Source organism: Priestia aryabhattai B8W22 (assembly GCF_000956595.1).
In the GTDB taxonomy this organism is placed as follows: domain Bacteria; phylum Bacillota; class Bacilli; order Bacillales; family Bacillaceae_H; genus Priestia; species Priestia aryabhattai.
This window is the reverse complement of the sequence record NZ_JYOO01000034.1, coordinates 1-26,269: the sequence shown is the minus strand read 5'-3', so window position 1 is coordinate 26,269 and position 26,269 is coordinate 1. Positions and strand designations below refer to the sequence as shown.

The following is a 26,269-nucleotide window of genomic DNA, read 5'->3' as shown; positions in this document are numbered from 1 at the left end:
ATCATTTATGTATATGCGTTTGATTATATAAACAGCTCTTTTACAGCACAAAAAAAAGACGCCGATACCCGGCGTCCCACATGTAGTAAGTGAAAGAAGAAGAAGAATATGCCTACGATTTCTCAGGCAATTCTATGACCTTATTTGGTCTTTTCCCGTTTTTTTATGAAATAAACATATTTAGCATAAATTCCCTCAACTAGCAGCTCGACTGTGCTTTGCTTCCGTATCGTTTTGAATTTTTAAAGACGTTAATAACGCCACGATGCTTCCTGCAAAGCCAAATAAAAACAAGTGATGAATGCCCGCCATAAAGCTTCCGCCTGAAGTCAGCAAAGCACCCATAATGGTAACGCCGATTGCTGTTCCCATGTTTCTGCAAAACATAAAAAATGATGTTGAAATACCTCTTTCATGTCCGCCTACTAATTGCTGTACACCAATGACTCCAACCGTAGAAAGCAGACCAAACGATAGTCCTTGTACAATCATGACGCAAAACACGTAAAAGAAACCGTGACTTGCATTTAGCATCATCAGAAGTGTTCCTGAGCCAACCAGCAGCACATTTCCAATTAACAACAGCTTTCTGTAGCCGTGTTTTAAAATCCATTTACCTGCAGGCACAGATACAGACATCCATCCGACCGCTGTTCCTAACAGCGCAACTCCGCTCATAAACAGTGACAGATGCGCTACTCGCTGTAAAAATAATGGAATGTAGCTTGACGTTCCGAATAAAGCCACTGTCCCAATAAATGCATTGATATTAATCCATGACAGCGTTTTGTTTTGGAACATGGACAGCGGTACAATCGGAGAAGCATGTTTTCGTTCATGGAGATAAAAAATCACTAATAAAATAAGTCCCGCTACTGCATACACAACTCGATTCTGTTCCACTACCGTAACGAGCAGCAGCGACGTAACGCCCGCTCCAAACAAAATGGCACCGATGTAATCGACTTTTGCTCTTTTCGGCTCATAGCTTTCTTGATACGGCATTAACGCTAGCAACGAGACGATACATACCGGTAAATTAATAAAGAAAATCCATCTCCACGTTAAATAATCCACAAAAAAAGCGCCTAAAAGCGGAGCCAACACAGCTGATAATCCCCACATTGTTGTAAAGAGCGCCTGAATTTTCCCTCGCTTCTCAACTGGAAATAAGTCTCCGGCAATAATAGCGGGAAAGGCCACCATAAACCCGGCTCCTATTCCTTGAACCGCACGGAAAAGAACAAGCTGAATCATCGTATTCGCCACGCCGCAAAGCATAGAACCAATTAAAAAAGCAATAATTCCAAACCCAAATACTTTTTTGCGCCCAAATAAATCCGATAATCTACCCGCTACCGGAGATAAAATCGTACTTGCAATCATGTACGAAGCAAACGACCACGCGTACAAATCAAATCTTCCAAGCTCTTTTGCAATAACGGGCATCGTCGTATTCATTATCGTTGAATCAAGCGAAGCCACTAGCATTGCCAGCACAATACTAACCATTACGGACGTTCTGCTTTTCATGTAACAATCTCCTTATCTCTATAATCTGAGCGTCTAGTGTACTCCTCCTTGCCGTTTGTTGTCTATACTTATGCATACAAAATGCTAAAAAGCTTCTCACTTTACTATGAGAAGCTTTTTACCCCCTTATTCACATATCTTCTTGAACCTTTTCTTGATCAGACAGTTCTTTGTTTCGAGCCATAACCGCAAATCCAGCCATTATAATAATGCTGCTTGAAATTCCGTATAGAATTGGAGTAGTAGAAGAAAGTCCTTCAATTAATAGACCGCCAAGTACTACTAGCGTACTGACAACAATCGCTGAAACTCCTGCTTTTGGATGAATGTCTTTCCAAAACAGCGACACAACAAACGGAACAAAAATCGCTCCTGATAAAATGGCATACGCAACGTCGAGAGCAACAAGCACGTCTTGAATCCAAAGAGCAAAAATAATAGCAAGCACGCCGACAATAAGCGTATTTACACGCGTTAAAATTAAATAGTTTTTCTCCGAAATATTTTTAAGCCACACTTTTTTAATGATATCGTTACTAATCAGCGTAGAAGACGCAAGCAGCGTTCCTGAAGCAGTTGACATCAGCGCCGAACAAACGCCTGCCAGCACGAGACCTAATAACCCTTGAGGCAGAATTTGAATCGCAAGCGTCGCAAAAATGCTTTGACTGCTTTCTGCGTTTGGCAGCAGCAAATATGCACACATTCCAATTACACTTCCGGCAATCGCGTAGGCAATGCTGTACACGCCTGCAAAAATGGAGCCGTTTCGGGCAATTTTTTCTGTTCGCGCCGTAAATACCCGCTGCCAAATATCTTGAGATACTGCCATACCAAGCGTATACAGAAGGAAATACTGAAAGATTTGACCGTATCCAATCGATGAAAAATCAAAATAAGATGATGGCAAATCTCCGGTAAGCGCTTTGAGACCCCCTGCTTCTGATACGCTCATTGGAAGCATAAATCCAAAAATCGCCACCGTCATCACAACAAACTGAATAATATCAGTGACCGTTACGCTCCACATTCCGCCTAAAATCGTATAGAACAAAACAATCGAACCGCCAATTAACATTGATGCCGTCATGTTCCAGCCAAGCAGCGCATGAATGATCGTTCCCATTCCAATCACTTGAGTGACTGATACCATGAGTGTATAAATAGCGGCAACAACCGCGCTGATAATTTGCGCTTGAGCGTTATATCTTTTTCCTAGCAGCTCACTGATAGTGGTCACTTTCAACGACGAAATTCGCTTAATGAAAATCGTGCCAAGCGTAATGATTCCAAGTCCAATCATCGTCACGAACCAAATGCCAGACAGCCCGTGCTCGTAGCCAAGCTGAGCCGTTCCAATCGTTGACGCTCCTCCTAGAATAACGGCAGACAAACATCCTAAATACATGAACATCCCTAAGTTTCGCCCGGCTAAAATAAAATCTTCTGATGACTTTGCTTTTAACGAGCCAATGATACCAGCTACAACCAATACGCCAAAATAGACAAACATAACCGTCATATCCAGTCTGTTCATAACAGATTCCTCCTTATTATGGGTCAATCTATCTTTCATTGAAACAAAGAGCTTCCTAAAAGCTTTAAATCACGTGAAGACTTGTGATTTCTGTCAATGCTTCGTCTAACACGCGAAGCCCGGCATCAATTTCTTCTTTTGTAATCGTTAAAGGAGGAATCATTCGAATTACTTCTCCGCTATTTCCGCAAAGGTAAAACAGCACCCCTTTTTCCAAACATTTGTCTAGAATCTCAAGAAGAAGATTTCCGTCACCTTGCTTTGTTTTCGGATTAATAATTTCAATTCCAATCATTAGTCCTACTGAACGAATGCTTCCGATCACTTCATGCTTCGCTTTCAAATGCTGAAGCTGATCCGCTGCATATTTCCCCATTTCTTTTGAGTTTTCAATCAGCTTTTCTTCTTTTAATACGTCCAATGTCGCCAGCGCTGCTGAACAAGCGATTGGATTGCCTCCAAAAGTTGTTCCATGTGTACCAATCGGCCACTTTTCCATTAGCTGCTTGGAAGCTACGGTAGCACTTAACGGAAGTCCTGATGCTATGCCTTTTGCGATTGCCATAATGTCAGGCGTCACGTCAAACGTCTGAGCTGCAAACCACTCGCCGGTGCGTCCAAAGCCGGTTTGCACTTCGTCAAAAATAAGGAGAATGCCGTGTCTGTCACACACTTCTCTTATTTTTTGCAGCCATGCTTTCGGCGGGATCACGTAGCCGCCTTCTCCCAGAACCGGCTCTACAATCATGCACGCCACTTCTTCCGGCGTTACTTGATGCTTAAACAAAGTGTCAAAATCTTTTTCCAGCTTTTCCACGCAGTAGATTTCTGGATCTTCTCCTTTTGGACACTGAGTAACGTCCGCATAAGGTACCTGATACGTTAAGCCCGATGGCTGAAGAAATTTCCGGTATTTGCTTTTTGATGTGGTTACACTAAGCGCTCCGAGAGAACGGCCGTGAAAACAGCCCGTAAACGAAACCGTATAAGGTCTTTGCGTCACGTACTTTGCCAGTTTTAATGCTCCTTCTATTGCTTCGGTTCCGCTGTTGGCAAAGAAAAAGCAGTCCAATCCTCTTGGCAATACTGTTTTTAATTCTTCAGCAAGCTGTAAAATAGATTCGTACATAATCACACCTGACGGGCCGTGCATAAGATGATCAACGCTTTCTTTAATCGCTTGTACAACTTTAGGATGACGATGACCTGTATTCGCTGTTGCAATACCTGATGTAAAATCTAAATACGTTTTTCCGTCAGCTCCGTAGTAGTAGCAGCCTTCTGCTTTTACCACTGGTAAATTAGGATGATCTTTCGCCATACTTGGTGCTAGTAAGTCCGGTAAACTGTTCATTAACTGTGTAAGTGATGCCTGCGTCATCTGACTTCCTCCTCGCAATCTATCAAGTAATGTGTGTGTACTTGTTTTACATGCAAAGAGCGTGCCAAATACGTTAAAAAACGGAATGTTTTTTTAATTTTCTAACAACTGAAGGCTGACTGATTCCAAGTGCTTCCCCTATTTCTGTTGTCGTTTTATACCGTTTTTTTGCTTTTACTAATATCTCTTTTTCCAGCTCGTTTAACGCGTCGTTAAGCTTTATTTCCCCATGTTCTTCAACGTGCTGAATCCGTTTTTTTCTATGCAGAGAATGCGGCAAATGCTCCATTGTAATCAGCGTTTGTGAAGACACAACCACCGCGTGTTCAATCACATTGATTAACTCTCGCACATTTCCTTTCCATTCATGTGCAAGCAGTGCATGAATAACCGCATTATCAAACGTTCTTTTTCGGTTGTATTTCTTTTCAAACTGCTCGGCAAAATGTGTGAGCAGCGGAAAAATATCTTCAGGGCGCTCGTTCAAAGATGGAATGGTAATCGGTACGACGCTTAAACGAAAATATAAATCTTCTCGAAATTCTTTTTCAGCTACGGCTTTTTCAAGATCTTTGTTCGTTGCTGCAATTAAGCGGAAGTCCACGGTTTTAGGCTTTCTTCCTCCAACGGAATAAAACTGTTTTTCTTGAATGAGCTTTAAGATTTTCACTTGATGCGCCGGTGACAGTTCTCCCACTTCATCTAAAAAAAGCGTGCCTCCATCTGCTAATTCGACCAGTCCCACCTTTCCATTTTTAGATGCACCGGTAAAAGCACCCGCTTCATAGCCAAACAGCTCAGCCTCAAATAAATGATCTGGAATTGCCCCGCAGTTCACCTCAATAAACGGCCCTTTGCTTCTTGTACTTTTGTTATGTATCAGCTTGGCTAAGTGCGTTTTTCCTACTCCGGACTGCCCTAAAAGTAAAATATTTACGTCTACGTTCGAAACGTGAACAGCCGTACGAAGAACGTGCTGCATCTTTTCGCTGTTGCATACAATTCCTTCTGTTGATAGATTTTGGTTCCGCAGCAGCATAAGCTCGCTCTTTACGCGCTGCATTTCGCCTTCCATCGCATCAAGATATGTTTTCATTTCCATAAGCTCCGTCACATCATGAGAATAGCTGACGATTCTTTTAATCTCTCCTTTTTCATCTTTTACTGGAATGCCCGTAACGAGCACCTGCTTGCCTTGTTTAGTTGTTTGTACAAGCGTAATTTTCTTCTTTGTTTCAAGCACAATTGGCGTGACGATTGGCGTAAACAACCCTTGTTTTTCAAGTTCATAAACAGACTTTCCCAGCAGTTTTTCAGCTTTTACATCGTAAATGTTTCCCGTTCCTTCATGTATTCGGACAATGATGCCTTTTTCATCCGTCACAAGCAAATCATCTTTTAATGAATGAAGGATCCACTGATTTTCATTCCATTCTGAATTCATGTATGCTCCCCGCTTTCTATTCATTTTTGAATAAAATATAATTTGTTTTTGAATAACGGCATTTATTTTTGAATAATCAATTTATTATATCACGGGGGCTTCTTTTTATTTTGAAACAACAATTGAAATGAAGTTTAAAATGCATTAATATATTTTTATGAAGTTATAACTTCTTTCAGGAGGCTATATGAATCAATCATTTAAAGAATTAATTAAACATAAATTCCCTGACCTTTCTCGCGGTCAAAAAAAAGTGGCGGAGTTTCTCGTCAATTTTATGGAAAAAGGCTCGCTGTACACGGCCGGGCAGATTGGCAAAGAAGCAGGTGTCAGTGAAACAACCGTTATTCGTCTAGCTTACGCACTTGGATTAAATGGTTTTTCAGATTTGCAGGAGCTAATGCGAAAAGAATGGCTTTCATCTACTGAATCAAAAGAAGCAGCTAGCAAGCCTGCAGCGGAAGAAAAGAAACCTTTTAGTGAATGGCTTTCCCCTGTTGACGAAAAGGAATTATCTCAAGCTGTAGATGCGCTTATCAAAAGTGATCAAGTGTATATTGCAGGTTTCCGTGAATCTCATACGGCAGCCTACTGGCTGTATTATAAAATGAATCAGCTTCGCAATCATGTTCTTTTATCTTTTCCAACTGGATTTTTGCTTGAAACGCTATGCAATCTCACGAGCGCATCAGCCGTTGTTGTATTTTCACTGCCGCGCTATACAAAAGAAGCGCTCGAAGTAGCTCAGCAGGCTAAAAAACAAGGAGCAAAAGTAATTGCCATTACAGACCGCCGGCTGTCTCCGGTAGGTCAAGTCGCTGATATCACACTTTTAGCCGGAACAACCGAACATATTTTATCGCTTCTTGCCCTATCTCAAATTGTCATTAGCAGCATGCAAAAAAGAGATGAAAAAACGGCTGGAAAACGGCAGGAATACTTGGAAAAGCTCTATGCCGAGCAAGGCATCTTTTTAGAATAAATGATCAAAAGAAAGGAAGTAAACAAATGACTGAAGCTTTAACGATTCGTTCACTCAAAACAACCGCTGAACTAGAAGACGTACGCGCATTAGAAAGCCGCGTGTGGGGAGAAGAAGAAGCAACGCCTGTTCACCAAACCTTAACCGCTGTTAAAAACGGAGGTCTTGTTCTCGGTGCGTTTCTAAATGAAAAGCTGATTGGCTTTCAATATAGTTTTCCAGGGTTTGACGGAAATTGCGTCTATTTATGTTCTCATATACTAGCAGTTGACCCCGCCTACCGCAGCATGGGTATCGGAGCTAAGCTTAAGCATGCGCAGCGGCAAGAAAGTAAAAAAATAGGGTATTCATATATCAGCTGGACGTATGATCCTCTAGAAAGCGCCAATGGGTATTTAAATATTGGAAAGCTTGGAGCCGTTTGTTCTACATATATTGAAAACTGCTACGGAGACATGAATGATCCGTTAAATGCCGACTTGCCTTCTGATCGATTCGTTGTAGAATGGGCATCTTTAGAGGATACAAAACGAGCTCAGCCTCTTTATACGCCAGATCAAATAATGGACGCATCGCTCATTCAATGGACGTTAACGGATAAAGGATTTCCTTCTGTTACAGATATTGATGAAAAGTGGTTGGATCATGACGTCGTGTCTGTAGCTATTCCGTCTGCTTTTCAGCAAATGAAAGAAGTCTCTCCTTCTCTTGCATTGGACTGGCGAATGCGTACAAGATACGTATTTCAAACGTGTTTTGCTAAAGGATTCCAAGTAATAGACTTCAAGAAGTCTCCAGAAAGCAGCGCACCCGTTCATTTTTATATTTTAACGAAAAAAGAGGTGCAAAAATGAACATAAAACGCGTCATTTTACGGCATTTAAAAATGGATTTACTTCATCCGTTTACCACAAGTCTTGGAAAAGAAGTGGATCGAGATTTTATTTTAGTTGAAATTCAAGATGAAGACGGACGATCCGGCTGGGCTGAATCCGTAGCGTGCGCGGACCCTTTTTATAAAGAAGAAACGCTCAAAACAAACTGGCACATCATGGAGGATTTTTTAATTCCTTTGCTTCAACAGAAAGAAATTCAGCAGCCTGACGAAGTATCTCAACGCTTTGCTCATATTCGCGGCAATTACATGGCAAAAGCGGCGTTAGAAGGCGCTGTTTGGGATTTGTATGCGCGCAGGCAAAACCTCTCTCTATCTAAAGCGCTAGGAGGCAGTAAAAGTCAAATTGAAGTTGGTCTCAGCGTTGGCATTCAGCCTACGATTGACGAAACGCTTCGAAAAATTGAAGCCGGCTTGAATGAAGGATATAAGCGGATAAAAATTAAAATTAAGCCGGGCTGGGATCTTAACTTGACGCGCGCCGTTCGAAACGAGTTCCCTTCTATTCCGCTGATGGTTGATGCGAACTCTGCTTATACGCTTGCAGATGCTGATCACCTTGCTCAGCTGGATGAGTTTGATTTAATGATGATTGAACAGCCGTTGGCTCATGATGATTTAATTGATCACGCTGAACTGCAGGCCCGCATGCGCACCCCCATTTGCTTAGACGAAAGCATTCATTCAGCTGAAGACGTTCGAAAAGCTATTAAACTTGGAAGCACACAAATTATTAACATTAAAATTGGCCGAGTAGGCGGACTAACAGAAGCCAAAAAAATTCATGACCTTTGTCAAACTCACGGTGTGCCCGTATGGTGCGGCGGCATGCTCGAATCAGGCGTAGGGCGGGCACATAATATTGCCATTACTACACTTGCTAATTTTACGCTTCCCGGAGATACGGCCGCATCATCTAAATACTGGCCGCGTGATATCGTTCACCCGGAAATCACAGTGGACAACGGCATTATTTCCGTTCCTGATACACCGGGAATTGGCTATGAGCCTGATTACGATCAGGTAAAAGCGCTAACTTTACACGAAAAAACCTATACTTGCTAATCTTGCACAGGCTGGAACAAAAGTATGTTAGTTAAAGGAAGATCCGAACGATAAACTGTTCGGATCTTTTCATTGTGATGATAAACGTGAACGTAGGTTTCATGTATGTAGTTGGCTTCTACCTGTGGATTGAAGGGCAAGACGAAGACTCCTGCGGGACAAGTGGAAGGGATGAGACCCCGCAAAGTCTGGCATGTAAATCAACAGCGTTGTAAAAAGCAATGCATACTAGCTTCTTTATTCAATTGATTTCTCTTTAGATTGGATGGATTTAGTTATGTCCCAGCCTCTTTTTTATAGGCTCCTCTCCCGAGATGGTACGTGCCTTGGCAAGATAAACAAACATATTAGCAAAAATGGTCTTATGCACAATCCTTCTAGTAATAAATGAATATAAATAGAGTGTAAGGGACATGCAAGGGTATATTCATTACAAATTTTAGAAGAAAGGAGCATACTGATGAATATTGAAATTGGAATTGCCATTTTCGTGTTTACAATGACAATGCTCGTCATTTTTTGGAGGCCAAACGGCATCAACGAAGCATGGCCGGCAGCCATAGGAGCAGCTATTATCCTGCTTACAGGGATTGTATCCAAATCAGACATCGTTGATATTTTCGGAAAGATAAGCGGCGCTTCTATCACCATTATTGCCACCATTGTCATGGCCGTCATATTAGAAAGTTTTGGATTCTTCCACTGGGCAGCTGCACGACTAGTGAGTTTATCCAAAGGCTCAGGGTACCGATTATATTGGTACATTCAACTGCTTTGCTTTTTAATGACTTTACTATTTAATAATGACGGCAGTATTTTAATTACCACTCCAATTTTAATTCTACTTTTGAAAAACCTTCAGCTAAAACCCCACCAGCAGATCCCCTACCTTTTAAGTGGAGCGCTTATTGCTACCGCTTCCAGCGCGCCTATAGGTGTAAGTAATATTGTCAATTTGATTGCCTTAAAAATTGTTCATATGTCGCTTTATATGCACACGGCGATGATGTTTGTACCGGCGACACTTGGTTTATTATTTATGTCTTGGCTCATGTATACGGTCGTAAAACGCCATTTGCCAAAAAAACTGCCGCATGCTTCAAAAGATATAGAAGAGAGTTTCTTTACGAAACAGTTTCACCCCTTAAAAGGAAGCATTTCTGTTGAAACAAAACGTAAACGCACACAATTTATGCTGAAAGTTTTATTATTTGTGTTTGTCATGCGCTGTCTCCTATTTGTCGCCTCTTATTTCGGCATACCAATCGAATTGGTTGCTGTACTGGGCTCACTGATCTTACTCATTTGGAGATGGTATCACTTACGTACAAATCCGATTGATATTTTAAAGAAAACACCGTGGCACATTTTCGTTTTTGCATTTTCGATGTATGTTATTATTTACGGATTGCATAACGTAGGATTGACAGAGCTACTTGTAAAAATTTGCGAACCAATTGTGAATCGAGGGCTTTTTGAAGCAAGCTTTATCATGGGAGGACTTGTTTCCATTCTCTCTAACTTGTTTAACAATCACCCTGCCTTAATGGTCGGAACCATTACCTTGACTGAAATGGGGCTCGATCCTATTACTCTTAAAACCATTTATCTTGCTAATATTATTGGAAGTGATATGGGCTCGCTTTTATTGCCGATTGGAACACTGGCTTCTCTTATTTGGATGCATATTTTAAAAGAAAATCATATCAAAATAAAATGGAAAGATTATTTAAAAGTATCACTTATCGTTATCCCGCTTACCACCATCGTTACGCTTTTCCTCCTATTCTACTGGGTTCAGCTCATTTTTTCTTAATACTGATTTACAGGACGGATTGTACTCTTTTGAAGCTTACAGTCCGTCAGAAATAAACAAATGTCTCTCATAAGAATCCAATAGATTTTTCTATTGTTTTTTCATAGATACACATTCACCTAATAAAAACATTTTTTTACATTCACTAATTATTTAGAACAATTTAAAAAGAAAATCAATAAATATATTGAATCGAATTTCATTCATGTGATAAGATATGGTTATATTGTTACTTTAACAATACATAGAGTGAATGAATTAGAAAATATGCAGTTGCATAGAACTTTCTAAACCCCACACGCAACATTTAGAGAGTGACATTCATTTTCTCAGTAACACCCATACCTTTCTGAAAAGAGTGAGTACATTAGACTTGCTCTTTTTGTCTGTTTACTAGCAAGGTGCACTTCTTATGTAAGGCCTTGTTTTGGAATGAGACAACAAAAAACAGGTAACTAAGCATGCCGCTTCTTACCTGTTTTTATATGCTAAAATGATTAAATCAAATTCTATCGCGCGAACGCCCTTTACGAAATTGATTTTAATTCTTCAATTAATTGAAAAAATTTCTCTTTGTTTCTTTCTTCTAATGTTTGATCGACTTCACGTAAAATTTGATCTCTTCTAAAATCTCGGATAGCCTTATTTAATACCATTTTAGCAAATATAGAATCGAGGATATCCATACGGATGGGCTGCGAGTCTGTCGGGTGCTTTTCGATATAAATCAACTCCTATCCTTTCCTCTATTATAACAAATTCTAGCAATGTATCAAAATTTCATGGAGATATGCGCTGCTGTGAAATAGCTTCATATTCTGATTCTAGTTCTTGAAGCGTAAGCTCGTATAGCTGCTTGTTTCCTTTTTTATAAACCCCTGCATCCAGCAATAAATCAATCATTGATGTTTTTTTACATTGTATGTGAGAGTAAGCTTGTTTTGTCATCGTTACACCGCCTATTTTACACTTGAAAATGAAATGATTTCTCTATCTTTCACGACCTTTCTTTATCATACGGCCCGTCCTTTAGCTTACTGTGAAGAAAATGTTAAATTTATGTAATAATGCATAAAAAGAGGTCGAGAAAGAACTAACTGAATCCAAACTAAAGACGAACAAATGAGATACATGAGCTGAACCGCTTATGACACCGCCGTTGATTTCCATGCAAGGCTTCGCTTTCCGCGGGCGGGCGCTGAGCCTCCTCGTCGCTTGCGCTCCTGCAGGGTCTCATCTATCCCGCTTTTCCCGCAGGAGTCTGCGCCTTGCCCTTCAATCAACAACTGAAAGGACGAAACAGATGAAGCTGTATTCACCATAAAAAAAGAAAAAACGAACCACTCATCAAACTTGTTGATCAATGGTTCGTTTTGCACTTGGGCTAAAATACTTTTGTCCCAGCCTATTAGTTCTTCTATTAAAAATCAAAGTTGTCCGGATCTGGACCTACTCGGTGGTTTTGATTTAATCCATCAATTTTGCTTACGTCTTCAGCATCCAATTCAAAATCAAATACCGATGAATTTTCAATAATACGATGTTCTTTTGTCGATTTTGGAATCGTTACAACTCCGTTTTGCAGATCCCATCGCAGAATAATTTGAGCAACTGATTTGCCGTGTTTTTCAGCAATTTCTTTTAACACATCGTTATCTAGCAATTCTCCTTGCATAAGCGGGGACCATGCTTCTAGCTGAATATCGTGCTTTTGACAAAAAGCATGCAGCTCTTTTTGAGTCAAACGAGGATGATATTCAACTTGGTTAATAACAGGCTTAACGTCTCCATCTTTCATTAAGTCTTCTAAATGATGAATTTGAAAATTACTTACCCCCACAGCTCTTACTTTTTCTTCTTTATAAAGCGTTTCTAACGCTTTCCATGCTGCTTTATACTTGCCTTCTACCGGCCAGTGAATTAAGTATAGATCTAAATATTCTAAGCCAAGCTTTTGTAAGCTTGTTTCGTAAGCTGCCAGCGTCTCTTCATAGCCTAAATCGGCGTTCCAAACTTTTGATGTAACAAAAATGTCTTCGCGTGAAAGACCTGCTTCTTTTAGACCTTGACGAATTCCTTCTCCTACGCCTTCTTCATTTCCATAAATAGCTGCCGTATCGATGCTGCGATAGCCTTTGACGATAGCTGTTTTCACCGCGTTCACTAATTCAGGCCCTTCTTCTACTTTAAATACGCCTAATCCAAACCAAGGCATTTTGACTCCGTTATGAAGTGTTACTGTATCTTGCAAATGATTACTCATTATAAAAAACCTCCTGCTAATTTCATTACATTTGTTATTATGAAACAGAAAAAAAGAAAAAGATAGAACCCACTTTAAAGTAAGTTAGGCACTTCAAAGTTCTAAGGTAACTTTTTAGTAACCTTCTATCCCATTTAAAAATCACTAAAAAAAGAATCCTCCGCAGAGAATTCTTTTTGTTTTTATTTGACGTTTATATTGACTGCTGAACTTGTATTTCCAGCGGCATCTTTTGCCGTCACAGCCAGCTTTCCGCCTGCTTTTTGTTTTGGAATAGTTACTTTAAACTGTCCTTTACTATCTGCTTTGCCTGACGCGATTACTTTTGTACCGCTTTTAATTGTAATCACGGCATTTGCTTCCGTTTTTCCAGAAATAAACGTGGACAAAGACGTAACGGCATTCACTGCCGGAGGTGCCGGCGGCGTTGTGTCTTGTACTTTTACAATTTTATATGGACTGTATCCTACTTTATTTTGCAGAACTGCCGTCACTTCCGTTCCTGCTTTTTGAGCAGGAATTTTTACGCTGAACTTGCCGTTTCCATCAATTTTTCCACTCGCAATAATCTTTCCGCCTACTTTAATATAAATAGATGCATTTTTTTCTCCTGTTCCCGTTACTGCTGTACTTTTTTCAGTAAGCGTAGCAACGGTTGGAAGTGCCGGTTTTGTCTGTACGGCACTAACCGTTACAAACGCATTGGAGCTGTAGTTATCGGCTGCATCTTTTGCAATAACAGCTAATTTTGTAGAAGCAGGCTGCTTTGGAATGGTGATACTAAACATTCCATCCGATTTGGCATTTCCTTTGCCAATTACTTTTTTGTCAATTTTCACATGCACTTCCGCGCCCGTTTCTGTGCTTCCCGTTACGACTGTATCTTGATTGCTTACAGCGTTTACTTTTGGTGTAACGGGTGCTGTTTTATCCTGCACGGTTACGGTTACCACTGGACTTACGCCCGCTGCATTTCCAGCCGTTACAGACAGCTTGCTTCCTGCTTTTTGTTTTGCAATCGAGATGCTGTATGTTCCTTTGCTGTCTGCTTTTCCTGCTGCAAGCTGAAGACTTCCGTTTTTAATGATAACCGCCGCATTTGCTTCTGCTGTACCCGTAACCGCTGTACTTCGATCACTCACTTCATTAACCGTTGGTTTAACCGGAGCTTTTTGCTTTGCCGTAACGGTTACAGTCGATGCAGAGCTGTTATTTCCTGCTGCATCTTTTGCTTGTACGCTTAGCTTTGTATTCGCTTTTTGCAAGGAAATAGAAACAGAAAACGCTCCATTTGCACCTGCTTTAGCCGTTCCCACAGTTGTTGTTCCGACTTTTACAGTAACTGTAGAATTTGATTCTGCTGTACCTGTAACTTTTGTATCTTGATCACTTACTGCGTTTACTTTTGGCGCAGCTGGTGCCGTTTTATCCTGTACGGTTACCGCAGTGGCTGAACTTGTTCCACCTGCATTTTGAGCCGTTACGGACAGCGTGCTTCCTGCTTTTTGTTTTGCAATTGAGATGCTGTAATTTCCTTTGGCATCTGCATTGCCTGCTGCAAGCTGAAGACTTCCGTTTTTAACGATGACCGTCGCATTTGCTTCAGCCGTTCCTTTGATCATTGTGTCTTGATCACTTACTTCGTTTACTTTTGGTGCAAGCGGTGCTTTTAACGTAGATTTAACCGCAAAAGAAGGCGCTTGGCTTTCGTTTCCTGCTTTATCTTTTGCACTTACCGCTATTGTTGTTCCGCCTATTTGTACTGGAATTGAAACAGTAAATGTACCGTTACCATCCGCTACTGCAGAGAATGTTGCATCGCCCGCTTTTACCGTCACGGCGGCGTTTGCTTCTGTTACGCCTGTTACGGTCGTATCTTGGTCACTTACTTCATTTACAATTGGAACAGACGGCGGCGTTTGATCCGTTACGGTCACCACTGTGGCCGTGCTTTCATTTTCAGCTGCATCTTTAGACGTTACCGACACTTTTGTATCTGCTGACTGCTTGGCAATCGTAATTGCAAATTTTCCGGCTTCATCAGCAAGACTTGTTCCAATTACTTCATTTTCCACTTTTGCAATAACAGAAGCATTTGGTTCTGTTACCCCGGTAAGAGATGTTTGGTTGTCTCCTAGTGCATTAACTGAAGGTGCATCAGGCGCAACCGTATCTTTCGGTGCTTCTTGCTCCTGCTCTTTTCGCGGATATTTTGTTGTATAAAAACTTAAAAGAGTAGTTGTTGGATAATAAAAATCTAAAATTTCACGATAGTCTTTTCCTAGGCTTGCCATTTTTTGAGCACCGTATTGACTCATTCCAACACCGTGACCATTTCCTTTCCCATTAAAAGTTGTTGATGTGCTTGTTTCATTTGTTTCCGTTACAAGCAGACTAAGCATCGCACGGCTGTTTAACATTGATTTTAGCTTCGTCGATGTTAAATCTTTTAATTCCAAATGATGAACCACTAGTTTTCGCGAACTGTCTACATCTCCTTTAACGAGGTAGTCCACTGTAATCGCACCTTTAGTCACACGGCCTCCTGATGAAGGAGCATAAAAACTCACCTTTGGAATAGACGTAATTTTAATGGTTTTACCAGGATGCTTATTGGCTACTAACCATGACTTCAAATTATCCGTAACAGTTTTATCTTTTTCAGAAACTGTATTCCACCAAGCGCTATAGTTAGCTAAATCTTTTCCTGTTAAATCAATTTGCGTTTTTTGAATAGCTAACGTCCACGGCGTCTGCTTATCGTATGGATCTTCTTTCACCGGGAAATAAGAAAGTTGAGTTCCTCCCCAAGCGTTGCTGTTTGATTCCGTTCTTCCACCGTTGCTTGATGAGAAAACGGCGTTGATTAATTTATTGTTGTAGGTGACTACTTGTCCAAATGTCTGATCTACTGCTTGGTTTGTACTGTCATACCACGTATAGCCACCGTACACTTGATAGCTTACCGTGTCATTGATTACTTTTCCTGCATAGCTCATTGCGTATGTTCTCGCTGCCACCGCCTGAGTTTTTAAGGCTTGCAGATTCCAAGATGTATAGACTTCATTTGGTACAACGCCTTTTAAATAGTCTTCAATCGGGAGCGTATTAACAGGTCTGACGTACGTTCCTTTTTCATTTGTGAACGCAACGTCCCCTAAGTATTGTCTGCCGTTAATAGATACGGGATTTTTATAAAGAGACGGTGTAATTTCAAAGCTTGTAAATTCACCTAATACGGTGGCTCCTTGTTTTAAAATGACACCTTGAGTCGTTGCTGTTACCGTATACTCTGTATTGGCATTTAAGACCAAATCCGAGTTTTTAATAGTGTATAAATAAGACGGCTTAATTGTAATTGCATGCTGATCTCCTAAATAGTTTACTAATTTTACAGACACAACTGGTTCTACCGTTTCAGCTTTCACGCTAGCAAGCGGCGTGAATTGAAACAGCAGTACACTTAGTACTAAAGCTAATGCCGTTAACTTTCTCATCTTGTTCCCCCATTTTCATGTACTGTCTAACGCATTTTAATATCACTCGTTATATCGACACATTTTTATAAAAATTAAAGCATTTCACTTAGGTTTCTTTTCTGCTCGTCCATTTTTTGTCGAAAAAACGCTTTTTATATCATATGAATGACAAAAAAAACGTGTGACTAAATCAATTGATTTAGTCACACGCTTTTATAGGTCTTTTCACCTTTTATTTTTCCATTTCTTCATATGCCACAATACCGTCTGCAACATGATTCATCAGCTTTGTAAGGTAAGCCTGATCAGACAGGTTCCGGTCTTCTTCTGGATTCGTCATATACCCCAGTTCAACTAGCGTTACGGGTACAGTCGACCAGTTAAATCCTGAGAGATCACTGCGATAGCGAATGCCGTCTACTTCGACAAACTGATCTTTTTTCACCTCTGTCAGAATAGCTTGAGATGCTTGTAAACTGCTTTGATAAATAGGCTTCGTATAGGAATTATCTTCTGCAGGAGTGAGCACAGAAAATCCTTTTACAGAAGCATTTTCAGAACCATCTGCATGTATACGTACGTGTAAGTCAGCTTTTGAATTATTCGCAAGCTCCGCTCGTTCCCGGTTGCTGATATTCACATCGTGAGAACTGCGAGTAAGCTTTACGGTTATGCCTTTTTCTTCGAGCAGCTGTTTTAATATCATGGAGGCTTCCAACGTCAGCTTGTATTCCGGCTTCTTAGTCACTACGCCTGATGTGCCTCCGGAAACTTTTATTTTCGTTTCTACTGATCCCGGTCCGATTGGCTCTTTCTCTAGGTTAGCCTGAGATTGATGACCAGGGTCAATATAGACTAAAAAAAGAGGAGGATCCGCTTTTTCAGGCATGTTGTTTTTTACACTTTTCACTTCATTGCCTGTTTCATCAGGCTGTACTGCTCGGAACTGTGAGATGGGCTGCTTCACTCTTTCTCCCTGCGCATGAGCTTTTGGTACATCTCCGCTAACAACGGCTTTCTCTGTTTGACCTTTCATCATAAAGAAAAATGAGAGTACTGCTACTATTGCAACAATACCTATTCCATAACTCCATACTAAGCGCTTCATCTTCGCTCACCAAACTTTCGAATAGAGTGGGATATTCCTTATGTCAAAGTACAAAATGTGTTAACGTTATTATCTCATAGAATATGGATTTTTTTGTATAAAACGTTAAAAAATAATATAGGCAAGATGTTATGTATATGCAAACAAAAACAACACTACATGTTGTAGTGTTGTTTTCCAAAAAAATGACGGATGGTTAAATCCGTTTTGCACCAATATAACGTGCTTTCCAGTAGCTGTTGCTAAGAGATGTAATCGTCACGCCTTTAGACGTAGAAGCTTGAAGAAACTGATTATTTCCTAAATACACGCCTACATGTGAAGGACCTTTTTTATACGTTTGAAAGAAAACTAAATCTCCTTTTTGAAGCTTTGCTTTTGAAACGCTTGTCCCTACTCGATACATTTGCTCCGTTGTGCGCGGAAGTGTTTTTCCAGCTTTTTTGAAAATGTATTGAATAAATCCAGAGCAGTCAAAACCTTTTGTTGTTGTGCCTCCCCATTTATAAGGAACACCCATTAATTTTTTACCAGTAGCAATAGCCGTGTCTTTGTATGAATATGACGCTGCTTCTACTGTTTGAGCAGGTGCAATAAACGGACTGGCTCCGCTAAATAAAACTGTAGCTGCCGTTATAGACCCAATGATGGCTTTTTTCATTTTTTTCCTCCATTATGTAACCGAACGTTACGTTTTTATGAACTTATTTTTCAATATGTTCGGTTTAATTATAATGAAAAAAGCCTCGAAAACTATTACGCTATGATTAAATAATGTTACAAAATGGTTACTTAGGAATTTTTATCTTTAATTGTTTATAAAAAAGAGCATTTGGATATCCAAATGCTCTTTTTCTTTTACTTTTCTTTTTGCTGTTTTAAAATTAAGTCCTGTTTCGCTTTAGCATCATGATGCTGAGCTAACTCACGTGAAAATTCTTCATTTGCTTGATCCGGAGCAATTTTTAACTCTTTTGGTGTTTGAGGCAGTGACCCTTTGTTGTTATGTGATGATTTGTGATTATTTGCTCTTCCCATGTTGAGACCTCCTTGTATCAATCATTTATTTTTCATCTTTAGTTACTATTCCCAACTTTTCAAAGCAAATTCAAACGAAAAAAGATCCGAACGAATAATCGTTCGGATCTTTCTTCAACTACAATGCTTTTGTCCCAGACTCTTTGTTGTTACGATACTTTTTTTGTTACTTCGTTAATATAAGCTTCCTTGTCTTTATCGTTAAATTGACCTTCCCACTTCGAAATGACAATCGCACCAAGTGAGTTTCCAATTACGTTTACCGCTGTACGTCCCATATCTAACAAACGGTCAATTCCAGCGATAAAAGCAAGCCCTTCTACCGGAAGTCCTACAGATCCAAGCGTTGCAAGCAGTACAACAAATGAAACGCCAGGAACTCCTGCAATTCCTTTAGATGTAACCATTAAAATTAGTATCAGTGAAACTTGCTGTGTAATGCTCATATCAATACCGTACATTTGCGCGATAAAAATCGCAGCAAGCGCTTGATAAAGAGTAGATCCGTCTAAGTTAAACGAATATCCCGTCGGAATAACAAAAGATGTAATGGCTTTAGGACATCCGAACTTTTCCATTTTCGCAATAATACGCGGCAGCACCGTTTCTGAACTTGCAGTTGAAAATGCTAATAGCAATTCATCTTTTAACACTTTTAATAAGTGGAAGATGTTAACGCCTGCCCATTTAGCTACAAGTCCTAGTACAACTAATACAAAGAAAATCATTGTGCCGTAAGCAACAATTACAAGCTTACTAAGCGGAATCAGAGACGCTAGTCCAAATTTTGATACGGTTACACCGATTAATGCAAATACGCCAAACGGTGCAAACTTCATAACTAAATTCGTTACCCAAAACATCGCTTCTGCTGTGCCTTCAAAAAATCTTAAAACCGGCTTTCCTTTTTCACCAATGGATGCAATTCCAAGTCCAAATAGAACTGAAAAGAAAATAATTGGCAGCATGTCGCCTGCAGCAATTGATTCAAATACATTCGTTGGAACGATGTGAACAAATGTTTCTACAAATCCTTTTTGCTCTGTAGCTTCTGCCGTTGATGTGTAGCTGCTGATATCTGATTTTTCAAGACCGCTGCGGTCCACACCAGTACCAGGGTGAAGCAAGTTAGCTGCTAATAAGCCTACAACAATGGCAACCGTTGTAATGATTTCAAAGTAAAGAATTGTTTTTCCGCCTAATTTACCAAGCTTCTTAATATCACCAACACCCGCAACGCCCACAATGATACTAGATATAACAATCGGCACCACGATCATTTTAATTAAATGAATGAATACGTCTCCAATTGGCTGCAGCACTTCAACTGCTTTAGGATTTCCGTAAAAAATGGCCCCTACAATAATACCTGCAATCAAACCAATTAAAATTTGTCCTGCTAATCCAAGCTTTTTGAACATATCTTTGCACCTTCCTTCTTTTTTCTAACAGCTCGAAGCTGTTTATTTGCACTTACTGTATTCAACAGATACAATTCCATTAAGAACTGTTTATTAAGTAGTTCTTTTATTCATAAGATTACATTATCATAGGCATCACAAAATCTAACAAAAACCTACTGAAACTAACAAAAAAGTTTTTAGAAAATTACAAAATGAAAACGCTGTAGTTTTTTTACTACAGCGTTTGTTTAACTTCATAATAGAGCATTTGGATAAATTTCTTTACATTTATGCGGCTCGGAGTACTGCTTTTTCCCGTGCCTTTTTCTATATCTCTCATGCGCTGATGCACCATTGAAAAATCGAAAAACTTAGAAGCGTAATTTTCAAATTTAGGATTAAAGAAATCAACCATCCCAAGAGAGGTCAAATGATTTAAAGACTGATAAATGGCTCTTCTTACTCGCTGTTCGGCTGCTTTCATTTCTTTTTGCAGCACGTCGTCTGAAAAAGATGCCCCGAGCTTTTTCACAGTAATTTTCTCAAAGATTTCTTTAAGAGAAGGAAAATGCTGTTCATACATTGTGCTTTTTTCCGTTTGATGCAGGTAATTGATGATTTCAATCAAATCTTTACTTCCGCTTTCTCCTAAAATCCCAAGTTCTCTTAAAAGAAACCTGCACGCTTCTGCCGGATCGCTTTCTTTTTTACCAAAAGAAGGCGTTTTTTGCTGATTTCCTACATTAAGTACGGTATTTAACGATTCTTGAATTTTCTCCATTGATTGTTGAACTTGAATTCGTTCAATTACTTTTTGAATGACCATGAGCACTTCCATACGATTAAGCGGCTTCGTGATATAGTATTCAATGCCAAGGGAGTAGGCTTTTCCAATCAAATCTTTTGTTTCTACTTGTGACATCATAATGATTTTGCCTTTAAAACTATCCTTTATTTTGCGCACGGTTTCAATTCCGTCTTGAATCGGCATTAATAAATCAATAAATAAAATATCGATCTGCTGTAATAGAGAAAATTGATCATTTAATACAATTCCGTCTTCTGCTTCTCCTATAACCTCTCCTAGATCATTATCTTCAATAATTTCAGCTAACATTGAACGAAAGACTTCGTCATCATCTATGATATAAAATCGCATATTAGTCCTTATCCCCCATTAACGTAGAAATAGGTAAATCTATAGTAAATTGAACACCGGGGCTTGGAGACAGATTAATAAATTGAATACTCCCGCCCAGCTGCTCGGTCATTTGCTTAACGTAGACAAGCCCAAGACCTGTAGAAGGCGTCCCGTCCTTTGCATATTTGGATGTAAATCCCGCTTTAAAAATGAGACGTTCATGCCTTTTTTTCACGCCGGGACCGCTGTCTCTTACATATAGTAAAATGCGGTCTTCTTCTCGGCATACGTCAATAATAATCGCGCCTTCTGTTTCAATCGCTTCGACTGCATTCATTACTAAGTTATTAATTAATGATAAAAACAAGTAAACGTGATAGCGAGGGTGCTCTCCTAGAATCGAATGTGAAAAATGAATATCTTTTGTTAACAGCGACGCATATTTTTCATTGCTGCGCATGACGATTTGAAGCAGACTTTCGATTTCCATATACTCAGAAAATTCTTCTTTTGTAATGACCTTGGACAATCCTGCTGATATCCGCTGATTGTCTTTTTTAATATCGTGTACTTCTCCTGCAATTTGTAATGCTTTTTGGCTAAATTCGTGCAGCGAAGTAAGCTGATTTATATCTGCTTCGTGCAGTTCTTCATATAAATCATACGACTTTTTCGTAATTCTCTCAGCGTCTTGCAGCGTTTTTTTCAAATGAATGGATTCTTCATACAAATTTGAAAGCACAACAAGCAGCTGATCATTTTTTTGAGAGATTTGCCGTTCCCTCAGCTGCCCTTCGTAGAGTTTGATCATGCTAAACAGGCATAAAACAAAGAAACTTCGAAAAACACCTACAATAAAAATTTGCATGAACTCTGGAAACATAATATGATGATGAACCATCACATACATACAAAGCAGTTCCATGCCGCCCGAAACCGTTTCGATGATGATGCTCCATATGCCGATAATCCACGGCTTTGAATGAAAATCGTTAATCTTAAACCAAGAAAAAGCAATCGCATAAACGAGATAATAAATCCCTGCTGAGCCCCGGATCTGCAAAGAATGCAGAAAATCAAATGATTCATAATTATACCAATCAAGGTACATTCGAAAGCCCACTATAGCACTAGCAACTAAAATACCTGGTATTACAGGAGATACCTTTCTTAAAAGCAGCAGTGAAAAGAAAAAAATGGGCACAGCAAAGCTAACTCTATACGTATCGTGAAAAGGATAATATTTAAGCTCTCCTGCCAGCGGCACAACGACTATCATTACTAGAATGAGTAAAACATCTTTTTTTATTACCGTATCAACTTTCATCGTTCACTTCCTGCACTTTTTGAACATAAGTATATAGTTTAGCAATCTAAAAGACAATCGCTCTTCCTATATTTTTTACGCTCACACTTGCATTTATAAATATAGCCCATATATAAACGGTTATTTATTCTCTTTCATTATTCTTTGTAGTTTTTTAGATTTTCTTGTTTTATTTTGTAATTTTTGTTGTATAGTAGAAGTACCTTTTAAAATGTGAGGCTGTATCACAACTATTCAATTATTATTACATCACCTGATAGCTACACTAAAAAGGAAAACTATTATTTTATAGGGGGAGCTTATTTTACAATGTGGATCATTACCGTTTACTCGAAAAACCAAAGTCCGACTATGTTTGAATTTGAATCAGAGGTAGAGGCGAAAAAGACATTTCAGGAGATTAAAGGGTGTAAGATCCTATCGGAAGTTATTTACTATAACGACCGAGTTCCCGCTTTAGCGTAAATCAGTTGATGTAGGAAATTTTACAAATTATCGGTTAAAAGCCACGTAAAGAGCCAAAGGATGATTATAGTCCTTTGGCTCTTTGCTGTTTGATTAGAAAAAACGAGGCTGGGACATAATGAGATGAATCTAATATAAAAACGAACAAACGGGAGACATGAGCTGAACTGCTTGTGACACCGCACTTGATTTCCGTGCAAGACTTCGCTTTCCGCGGGCGGCCGCTGAGCCTCCTTGTCGCTTGCGCTCCTGTGGGGTCTCACCTGTTCCGCTTTTCCCGCAGGAGTCTTCGTCTTGCCCTCCAATCAACTGCTAGAAGGGTCTAACGTTGACCCTAACAAAAAACGAACCACTAATCAAACGTGTTGATCAATGGTTCGTTTTCACTTCGTCTAACATACTTTTGTCCCAGCCTCGTTTTGCTTTGTGAGCATACTGACTGCGCACATTACGATAAAGTTAATAAGCAGCGCAATAAATCCGACGTTGATATCCTTCATTTGCTGAGGCAGTGACGGAAATAACGTACCAATCGTAGAGCCGCTGATTGTAATATAGGCCACTACAATAATTCCAGCAACAATCCCCCACGCTGCTCCTTGTTTCGTTACAAAGTTATTTTTCTTCAAACTGAAAAGCAGAGACGGAAACAGCTGTGTCATTAGGCTATAGCCCATTAAAATAATCGTTGACAGCGTCGTTCCTCCATTTAGCGTAAAGTAAACAGAAATAAGAGCCACAATCGGTACAAAGCTTTTCGCTAAACGAGCAATACGCGCTTCGCTTGCTTGAGGCGCAAACGGTTTGTAAATGTTTTTCGCCAGCAGCGTTGACGCGCTCATTAACAACATCGATCCCGGCACAAGCGCTGTCAGCAAACCCGCTCCTCCTATAATTCCAATAAACCAAGGATCGAAGGTTTGGATCGAGATCCGTAATAGCGCAAGATCCACGTCTCCTCCGCTTAAACCAGGAACTTTTAAAATAGCTGCAAATCCAACAAAAAATACAAAGAGCAGCATCAGCGTATAAAGAGGACTAATGATTGCATTTTTACGAAATACCTTTGCATTTTTCGCTGTATAGCTTGAACTAAACACCTGCGGCCACATATAAAACCCGAGTACTAGCAAAATAACGGTCGAAATAAACCACGAGACGCTTAATCCTTGCTCAGGAAACTTTAAAAACCCTGGCTTCGCTGTATTCACCGCTTCAAACATCGGACCGTATCCTCCGGAATAATGAAAAGGTAAATAAATGCCTAAAAATCCAATCACAGCAAGCATCATAATGTCTTTAATAACGGCCGTCCATGCAGAACCGTGGATACCGGATATCATCACATACAGCGTTAAACTGATAGCTCCCATCCAAATGGCTGCCGGCATTGAAATGGCGCCGTAGGATGCTTGTGATACAATAATCCCCAATCCTTTTAACTGCACAACAATAACAGGAATGACGGCAATCACTCCTACAGCCGCTACAAGCACACCAAGATAAGGGCTTTTATATTTGCTTACAAAAAAATCAGGCTGCGAAACGAGCTTATGATCTCTTGCATACTTCCAAATAACCGGAAGAAGCCAGTATGATAAGACATACGATAAGCTAATATAAATTAAGACGTAAAGTGCAGGAGCTCCTTTTCCATAAGCCCATCCGCTTCCGCCTAGAAACGAAAACGTTGTATAGATTTCTCCGGCCATCAGCACAAACACTAAAACAGCCCCGAAACCGCGTCCGCCTACCGTCCACTGCTCCAAGTTCATATCCTTGCCTTTGGTTGATCGTATGCCAAGAAAAATAGCTGCCACTAAAAATAGTAAAATAATAATAAGTGCACTATTCATTCTTCTTCCCCTTCCCGATTTCTGGGATCAAGCTTATACATAACCCCTAAAATAATGGACGTAAGCACCACCCATATCACCATCCAAAACATATTGAACGGCATACCGAGAACAAACGGAGTGACTCGATTAACAAAAGGGAGAAACCCTAATATGCCTACGAACGGAAGGACAGACAAAATATAGATAAATTTCATGACTAAACTCCTCCGACTTTCTAAAACTAACTTCTTTATATTACCACATATTTTGTCCGTTCAATGAAGGAATGCTTGCATTTAAGCTGAAATAATCTCCAAAAGATAAAATATTCTGTACTATTTTACAAAAATACTGTTTTCATTTTTCTGAATAAATAGTATAATTTCTTCTTATAGTTCGCAGGAGGTATCGTACAGATGAAAACAATAGAGAAAATCAGTACATTGGCAGGAAAAACATTTACGCTTTGGGTTATTTTAATTTCCGTTATTGCCTATTCATTCCCGGAGCACTTTGTATGGATTGGAAAGTACATCGTTCCGCTTTTAGGAATTGTCATGTTTGGAATGGGGTTAACGCTGTCAGCGTCTGATTTCAGCGAAGTATTTCGAAGACCGAAAGAAGTAGCACTAGGCGTGGTAGGGCATTTTATCATTATGCCGCTTCTCGCATTCGGTTTGGCAATCGGCTTAGATTTACCAAAAGAAATAGCAGTGGGCGTTATTTTAGTAGGCTGTTGTCCAAGCGGCACATCATCAAACGTAATGGTCTTTTTGGCTCGAGGGAACGTTGCGCTCGCAGTTGCCATCGCTTCTGTTTCAACCATTTTAGCACCGATTGTTACACCGCTTCTTATTTTATTATTTGCAAGCAAATGGGTCGATATTGATATCATGTCTCTTATTATTTCCATTATACAAGTTGTCATCATTCCGCTTGCTCTTGGATTTACGATTAAAAAGTTTTTTGGGAAAGCTGCAGAAGCAAGTTCCAAAGCTCTTCCCCTTGTTTCAGTAGTCGCGATTGTCTTGATTGTATCTGCGGTTGTGGCAGGAAGCCAAGCACAGCTTGCTAAAACAGGCGGTATTATTTTTGCCGTAGTTGTTCTTCACAACATTCTTGGTTTCACAATCGGCTTCTTCTTTGCCCGCTTATGCGGAATGGATCTAGCCAAACAAAAAGCAGTGGCAATGGAAGTTGGCATGCAAAACTCAGGGCTCGGCGTTACCATTGCTTCCACTCATTTTTCGCCACTAGCCGCTGTCCCAAGCGCCATCTTCAGCGTCTGGCACAACATCTCAGGCTCAGTGCTAGCCTTTATCTTCAGCAAACTAAAAGACAAAAACCAGCATTCGTCTGATAAAAAAATGGCTGGCTAATATAACAAACTTATAAGGGATCAAAAAACTCCCTTGAATGTTCTCTAAAAGTTCTTTGTTTTAAGAAGGTTTTACCTAGGCGAATGCCACCAACCCCGCAAGGGGGGTGCATTCGCTTAGGTATAGAAAAAAAGCATGGCCGATTTGCCATGTCTTTTTTCACATCGATTAAAAA

Annotated in this window: 24 protein-coding genes; 6 read left to right on the top strand and 18 right to left on the bottom strand. The window is 39.9% G+C overall.

Features of this window, described 5'->3' with window-relative positions; translation table 11 throughout:
• Positions 1-195: 195 nt before the first annotated feature.
• From N178_RS21165 to N178_RS21150, 4 genes are all read right to left on the bottom strand, one after another.
• Positions 196-1,533: an MFS transporter gene (locus tag N178_RS21165; protein WP_045294687.1), complete on the bottom strand. Its 1,338-nt coding sequence runs from the start codon at positions 1,531-1,533 to the stop codon at positions 196-198.
• A 130-nt stretch (positions 1,534-1,663) separates the two neighbouring features.
• Entirely contained in the window at positions 1,664-3,070 is a 1,407-nt protein-coding gene (locus N178_RS21160; protein WP_045294685.1) for a sodium:solute symporter family protein, read from the bottom strand.
• A gap of 64 nt (positions 3,071-3,134) precedes the next feature.
• The gene (locus N178_RS21155) at positions 3,135-4,451 is read right to left on the bottom strand and encodes an aspartate aminotransferase family protein (RefSeq protein WP_045294684.1); all 1,317 of its coding nucleotides are present in this window, start codon (positions 4,449-4,451) and stop codon (positions 3,135-3,137) included.
• Positions 4,452-4,524: 73 nt separating this feature from the next.
• A complete protein-coding gene (locus N178_RS21150; RefSeq protein ID WP_237758565.1) occupies positions 4,525-5,895 on the bottom strand; it encodes a sigma-54 interaction domain-containing protein in 1,371 nt (456 codons plus the stop codon).
• Between the two features lie 187 nt (positions 5,896-6,082).
• On the opposite strand from N178_RS21150, the gene N178_RS21145 reads away from it, so the two are divergent.
• The 5 genes from N178_RS21145 to N178_RS21130 all read left to right on the top strand — a co-directional run bounded on the left by N178_RS21145 (position 6,083) and on the right by N178_RS21130 (position 10,653).
• A complete protein-coding gene (locus N178_RS21145) occupies positions 6,083-6,877 on the top strand; it encodes a MurR/RpiR family transcriptional regulator (RefSeq protein ID WP_045294681.1) in 795 nt (264 codons plus the stop codon).
• A gap of 26 nt (positions 6,878-6,903) precedes the next feature.
• On the top strand, positions 6,904-7,731 hold the full coding sequence (locus N178_RS21140) for a GNAT family N-acetyltransferase (RefSeq protein ID WP_045294678.1): 828 nt from the start codon (positions 6,904-6,906) through the stop codon (positions 7,729-7,731).
• Positions 7,728-8,837, top strand: coding sequence for an o-succinylbenzoate synthase (gene menC / locus N178_RS21135; RefSeq protein ID WP_045294675.1), 1,110 nt, complete (start codon positions 7,728-7,730; stop codon positions 8,835-8,837). Before N178_RS21140 ends, menC begins: the two co-directional genes overlap by 4 nt.
• Before the next feature lie 74 nt (positions 8,838-8,911).
• Positions 8,912-9,052 (top strand): hypothetical protein, encoded by a 141-nt coding sequence (locus tag N178_RS26805; protein ID WP_160297367.1) that lies wholly within the window; start codon positions 8,912-8,914, stop codon positions 9,050-9,052.
• A gap of 245 nt (positions 9,053-9,297) precedes the next feature.
• Positions 9,298-10,653: an arsenic transporter gene (locus N178_RS21130; RefSeq protein WP_045294673.1), complete on the top strand. Its 1,356-nt coding sequence runs from the start codon at positions 9,298-9,300 to the stop codon at positions 10,651-10,653.
• A gap of 527 nt (positions 10,654-11,180) precedes the next feature.
• Here the strand turns inward: N178_RS21130 and N178_RS21125 are convergent.
• The 14 genes from N178_RS21125 to N178_RS21070 form a co-directional block, all read right to left on the bottom strand.
• Complete coding sequence (locus N178_RS21125) at positions 11,181-11,384, bottom strand: IDEAL domain-containing protein (protein WP_016766443.1); 204 nt, start codon at positions 11,382-11,384, stop codon at positions 11,181-11,183.
• A 49-nt stretch (positions 11,385-11,433) separates the two neighbouring features.
• Positions 11,434-11,601 (bottom strand): Fur-regulated basic protein FbpA, encoded by a 168-nt coding sequence (locus N178_RS26375; protein WP_080890234.1) that lies wholly within the window; start codon positions 11,599-11,601, stop codon positions 11,434-11,436.
• Between the two features lie 197 nt (positions 11,602-11,798).
• Positions 11,799-12,017 (bottom strand): hypothetical protein, encoded by a 219-nt coding sequence (locus N178_RS26800; protein WP_160297366.1) that lies wholly within the window; start codon positions 12,015-12,017, stop codon positions 11,799-11,801.
• A 56-nt stretch (positions 12,018-12,073) separates the two neighbouring features.
• Positions 12,074-12,916, bottom strand: a complete 843-nt coding sequence (locus N178_RS21115) for an aldo/keto reductase (protein WP_080890233.1) — start codon at positions 12,914-12,916, stop codon at positions 12,074-12,076.
• 182 nt (positions 12,917-13,098) lie between these two features.
• Positions 13,099-16,413 carry an Ig-like domain-containing protein gene (locus N178_RS21110; protein WP_045294668.1) on the bottom strand — a complete coding sequence of 1,105 codons (3,315 nt, stop codon included), beginning with the start codon at positions 16,411-16,413 and terminating at the stop codon, positions 13,099-13,101.
• 214 nt (positions 16,414-16,627) lie between these two features.
• On the bottom strand, positions 16,628-17,503 hold the full coding sequence (locus N178_RS21105) for an N-acetylmuramoyl-L-alanine amidase family protein (protein ID WP_045294666.1): 876 nt from the start codon (positions 17,501-17,503) through the stop codon (positions 16,628-16,630).
• Positions 17,504-17,699: 196 nt separating this feature from the next.
• Positions 17,700-18,164 (bottom strand): C40 family peptidase, encoded by a 465-nt coding sequence (locus N178_RS21100; RefSeq protein ID WP_025749613.1) that lies wholly within the window; start codon positions 18,162-18,164, stop codon positions 17,700-17,702.
• Positions 18,165-18,361: 197 nt separating this feature from the next.
• Entirely contained in the window at positions 18,362-18,541 is a 180-nt protein-coding gene (locus N178_RS21095) for a YfhD family protein (protein ID WP_013055768.1), read from the bottom strand.
• A 149-nt stretch (positions 18,542-18,690) separates the two neighbouring features.
• Positions 18,691-19,962, bottom strand: a complete 1,272-nt coding sequence (locus tag N178_RS21090; protein ID WP_045294664.1) for a cation:dicarboxylate symporter family transporter — start codon at positions 19,960-19,962, stop codon at positions 18,691-18,693.
• A 217-nt stretch (positions 19,963-20,179) separates the two neighbouring features.
• Positions 20,180-21,103 (bottom strand): response regulator, encoded by a 924-nt coding sequence (locus tag N178_RS21085; RefSeq protein ID WP_045294663.1) that lies wholly within the window; start codon positions 21,101-21,103, stop codon positions 20,180-20,182.
• 1 nt (position 21,104) lies between these two features.
• Positions 21,105-22,412, bottom strand: a complete 1,308-nt coding sequence (locus N178_RS21080) for a sensor histidine kinase (RefSeq protein WP_045294661.1) — start codon at positions 22,410-22,412, stop codon at positions 21,105-21,107.
• 594 nt (positions 22,413-23,006) lie between these two features.
• Positions 23,007-23,186, bottom strand: coding sequence for a hypothetical protein (locus tag N178_RS26370; RefSeq protein WP_080890232.1), 180 nt, complete (start codon positions 23,184-23,186; stop codon positions 23,007-23,009).
• Positions 23,187-23,269: 83 nt separating this feature from the next.
• Positions 23,270-24,733, bottom strand: coding sequence for a sodium:solute symporter family protein (locus N178_RS21075; RefSeq protein WP_045294659.1), 1,464 nt, complete (start codon positions 24,731-24,733; stop codon positions 23,270-23,272).
• On the bottom strand, positions 24,730-24,930 hold the full coding sequence (locus tag N178_RS21070; protein ID WP_013055761.1) for a DUF3311 domain-containing protein: 201 nt from the start codon (positions 24,928-24,930) through the stop codon (positions 24,730-24,732). The genes N178_RS21075 and N178_RS21070 overlap by 4 nt, the downstream gene beginning before the upstream one ends.
• Positions 24,931-25,131: 201 nt before the next feature.
• On the opposite strand from N178_RS21070, the gene N178_RS21065 reads away from it, so the two are divergent.
• Positions 25,132-26,094 carry a bile acid:sodium symporter family protein gene (locus N178_RS21065; protein ID WP_045294657.1) on the top strand — a complete coding sequence of 321 codons (963 nt, stop codon included), beginning with the start codon at positions 25,132-25,134 and terminating at the stop codon, positions 26,092-26,094.
• Positions 26,095-26,269: the final 175 nt, after the last annotated feature.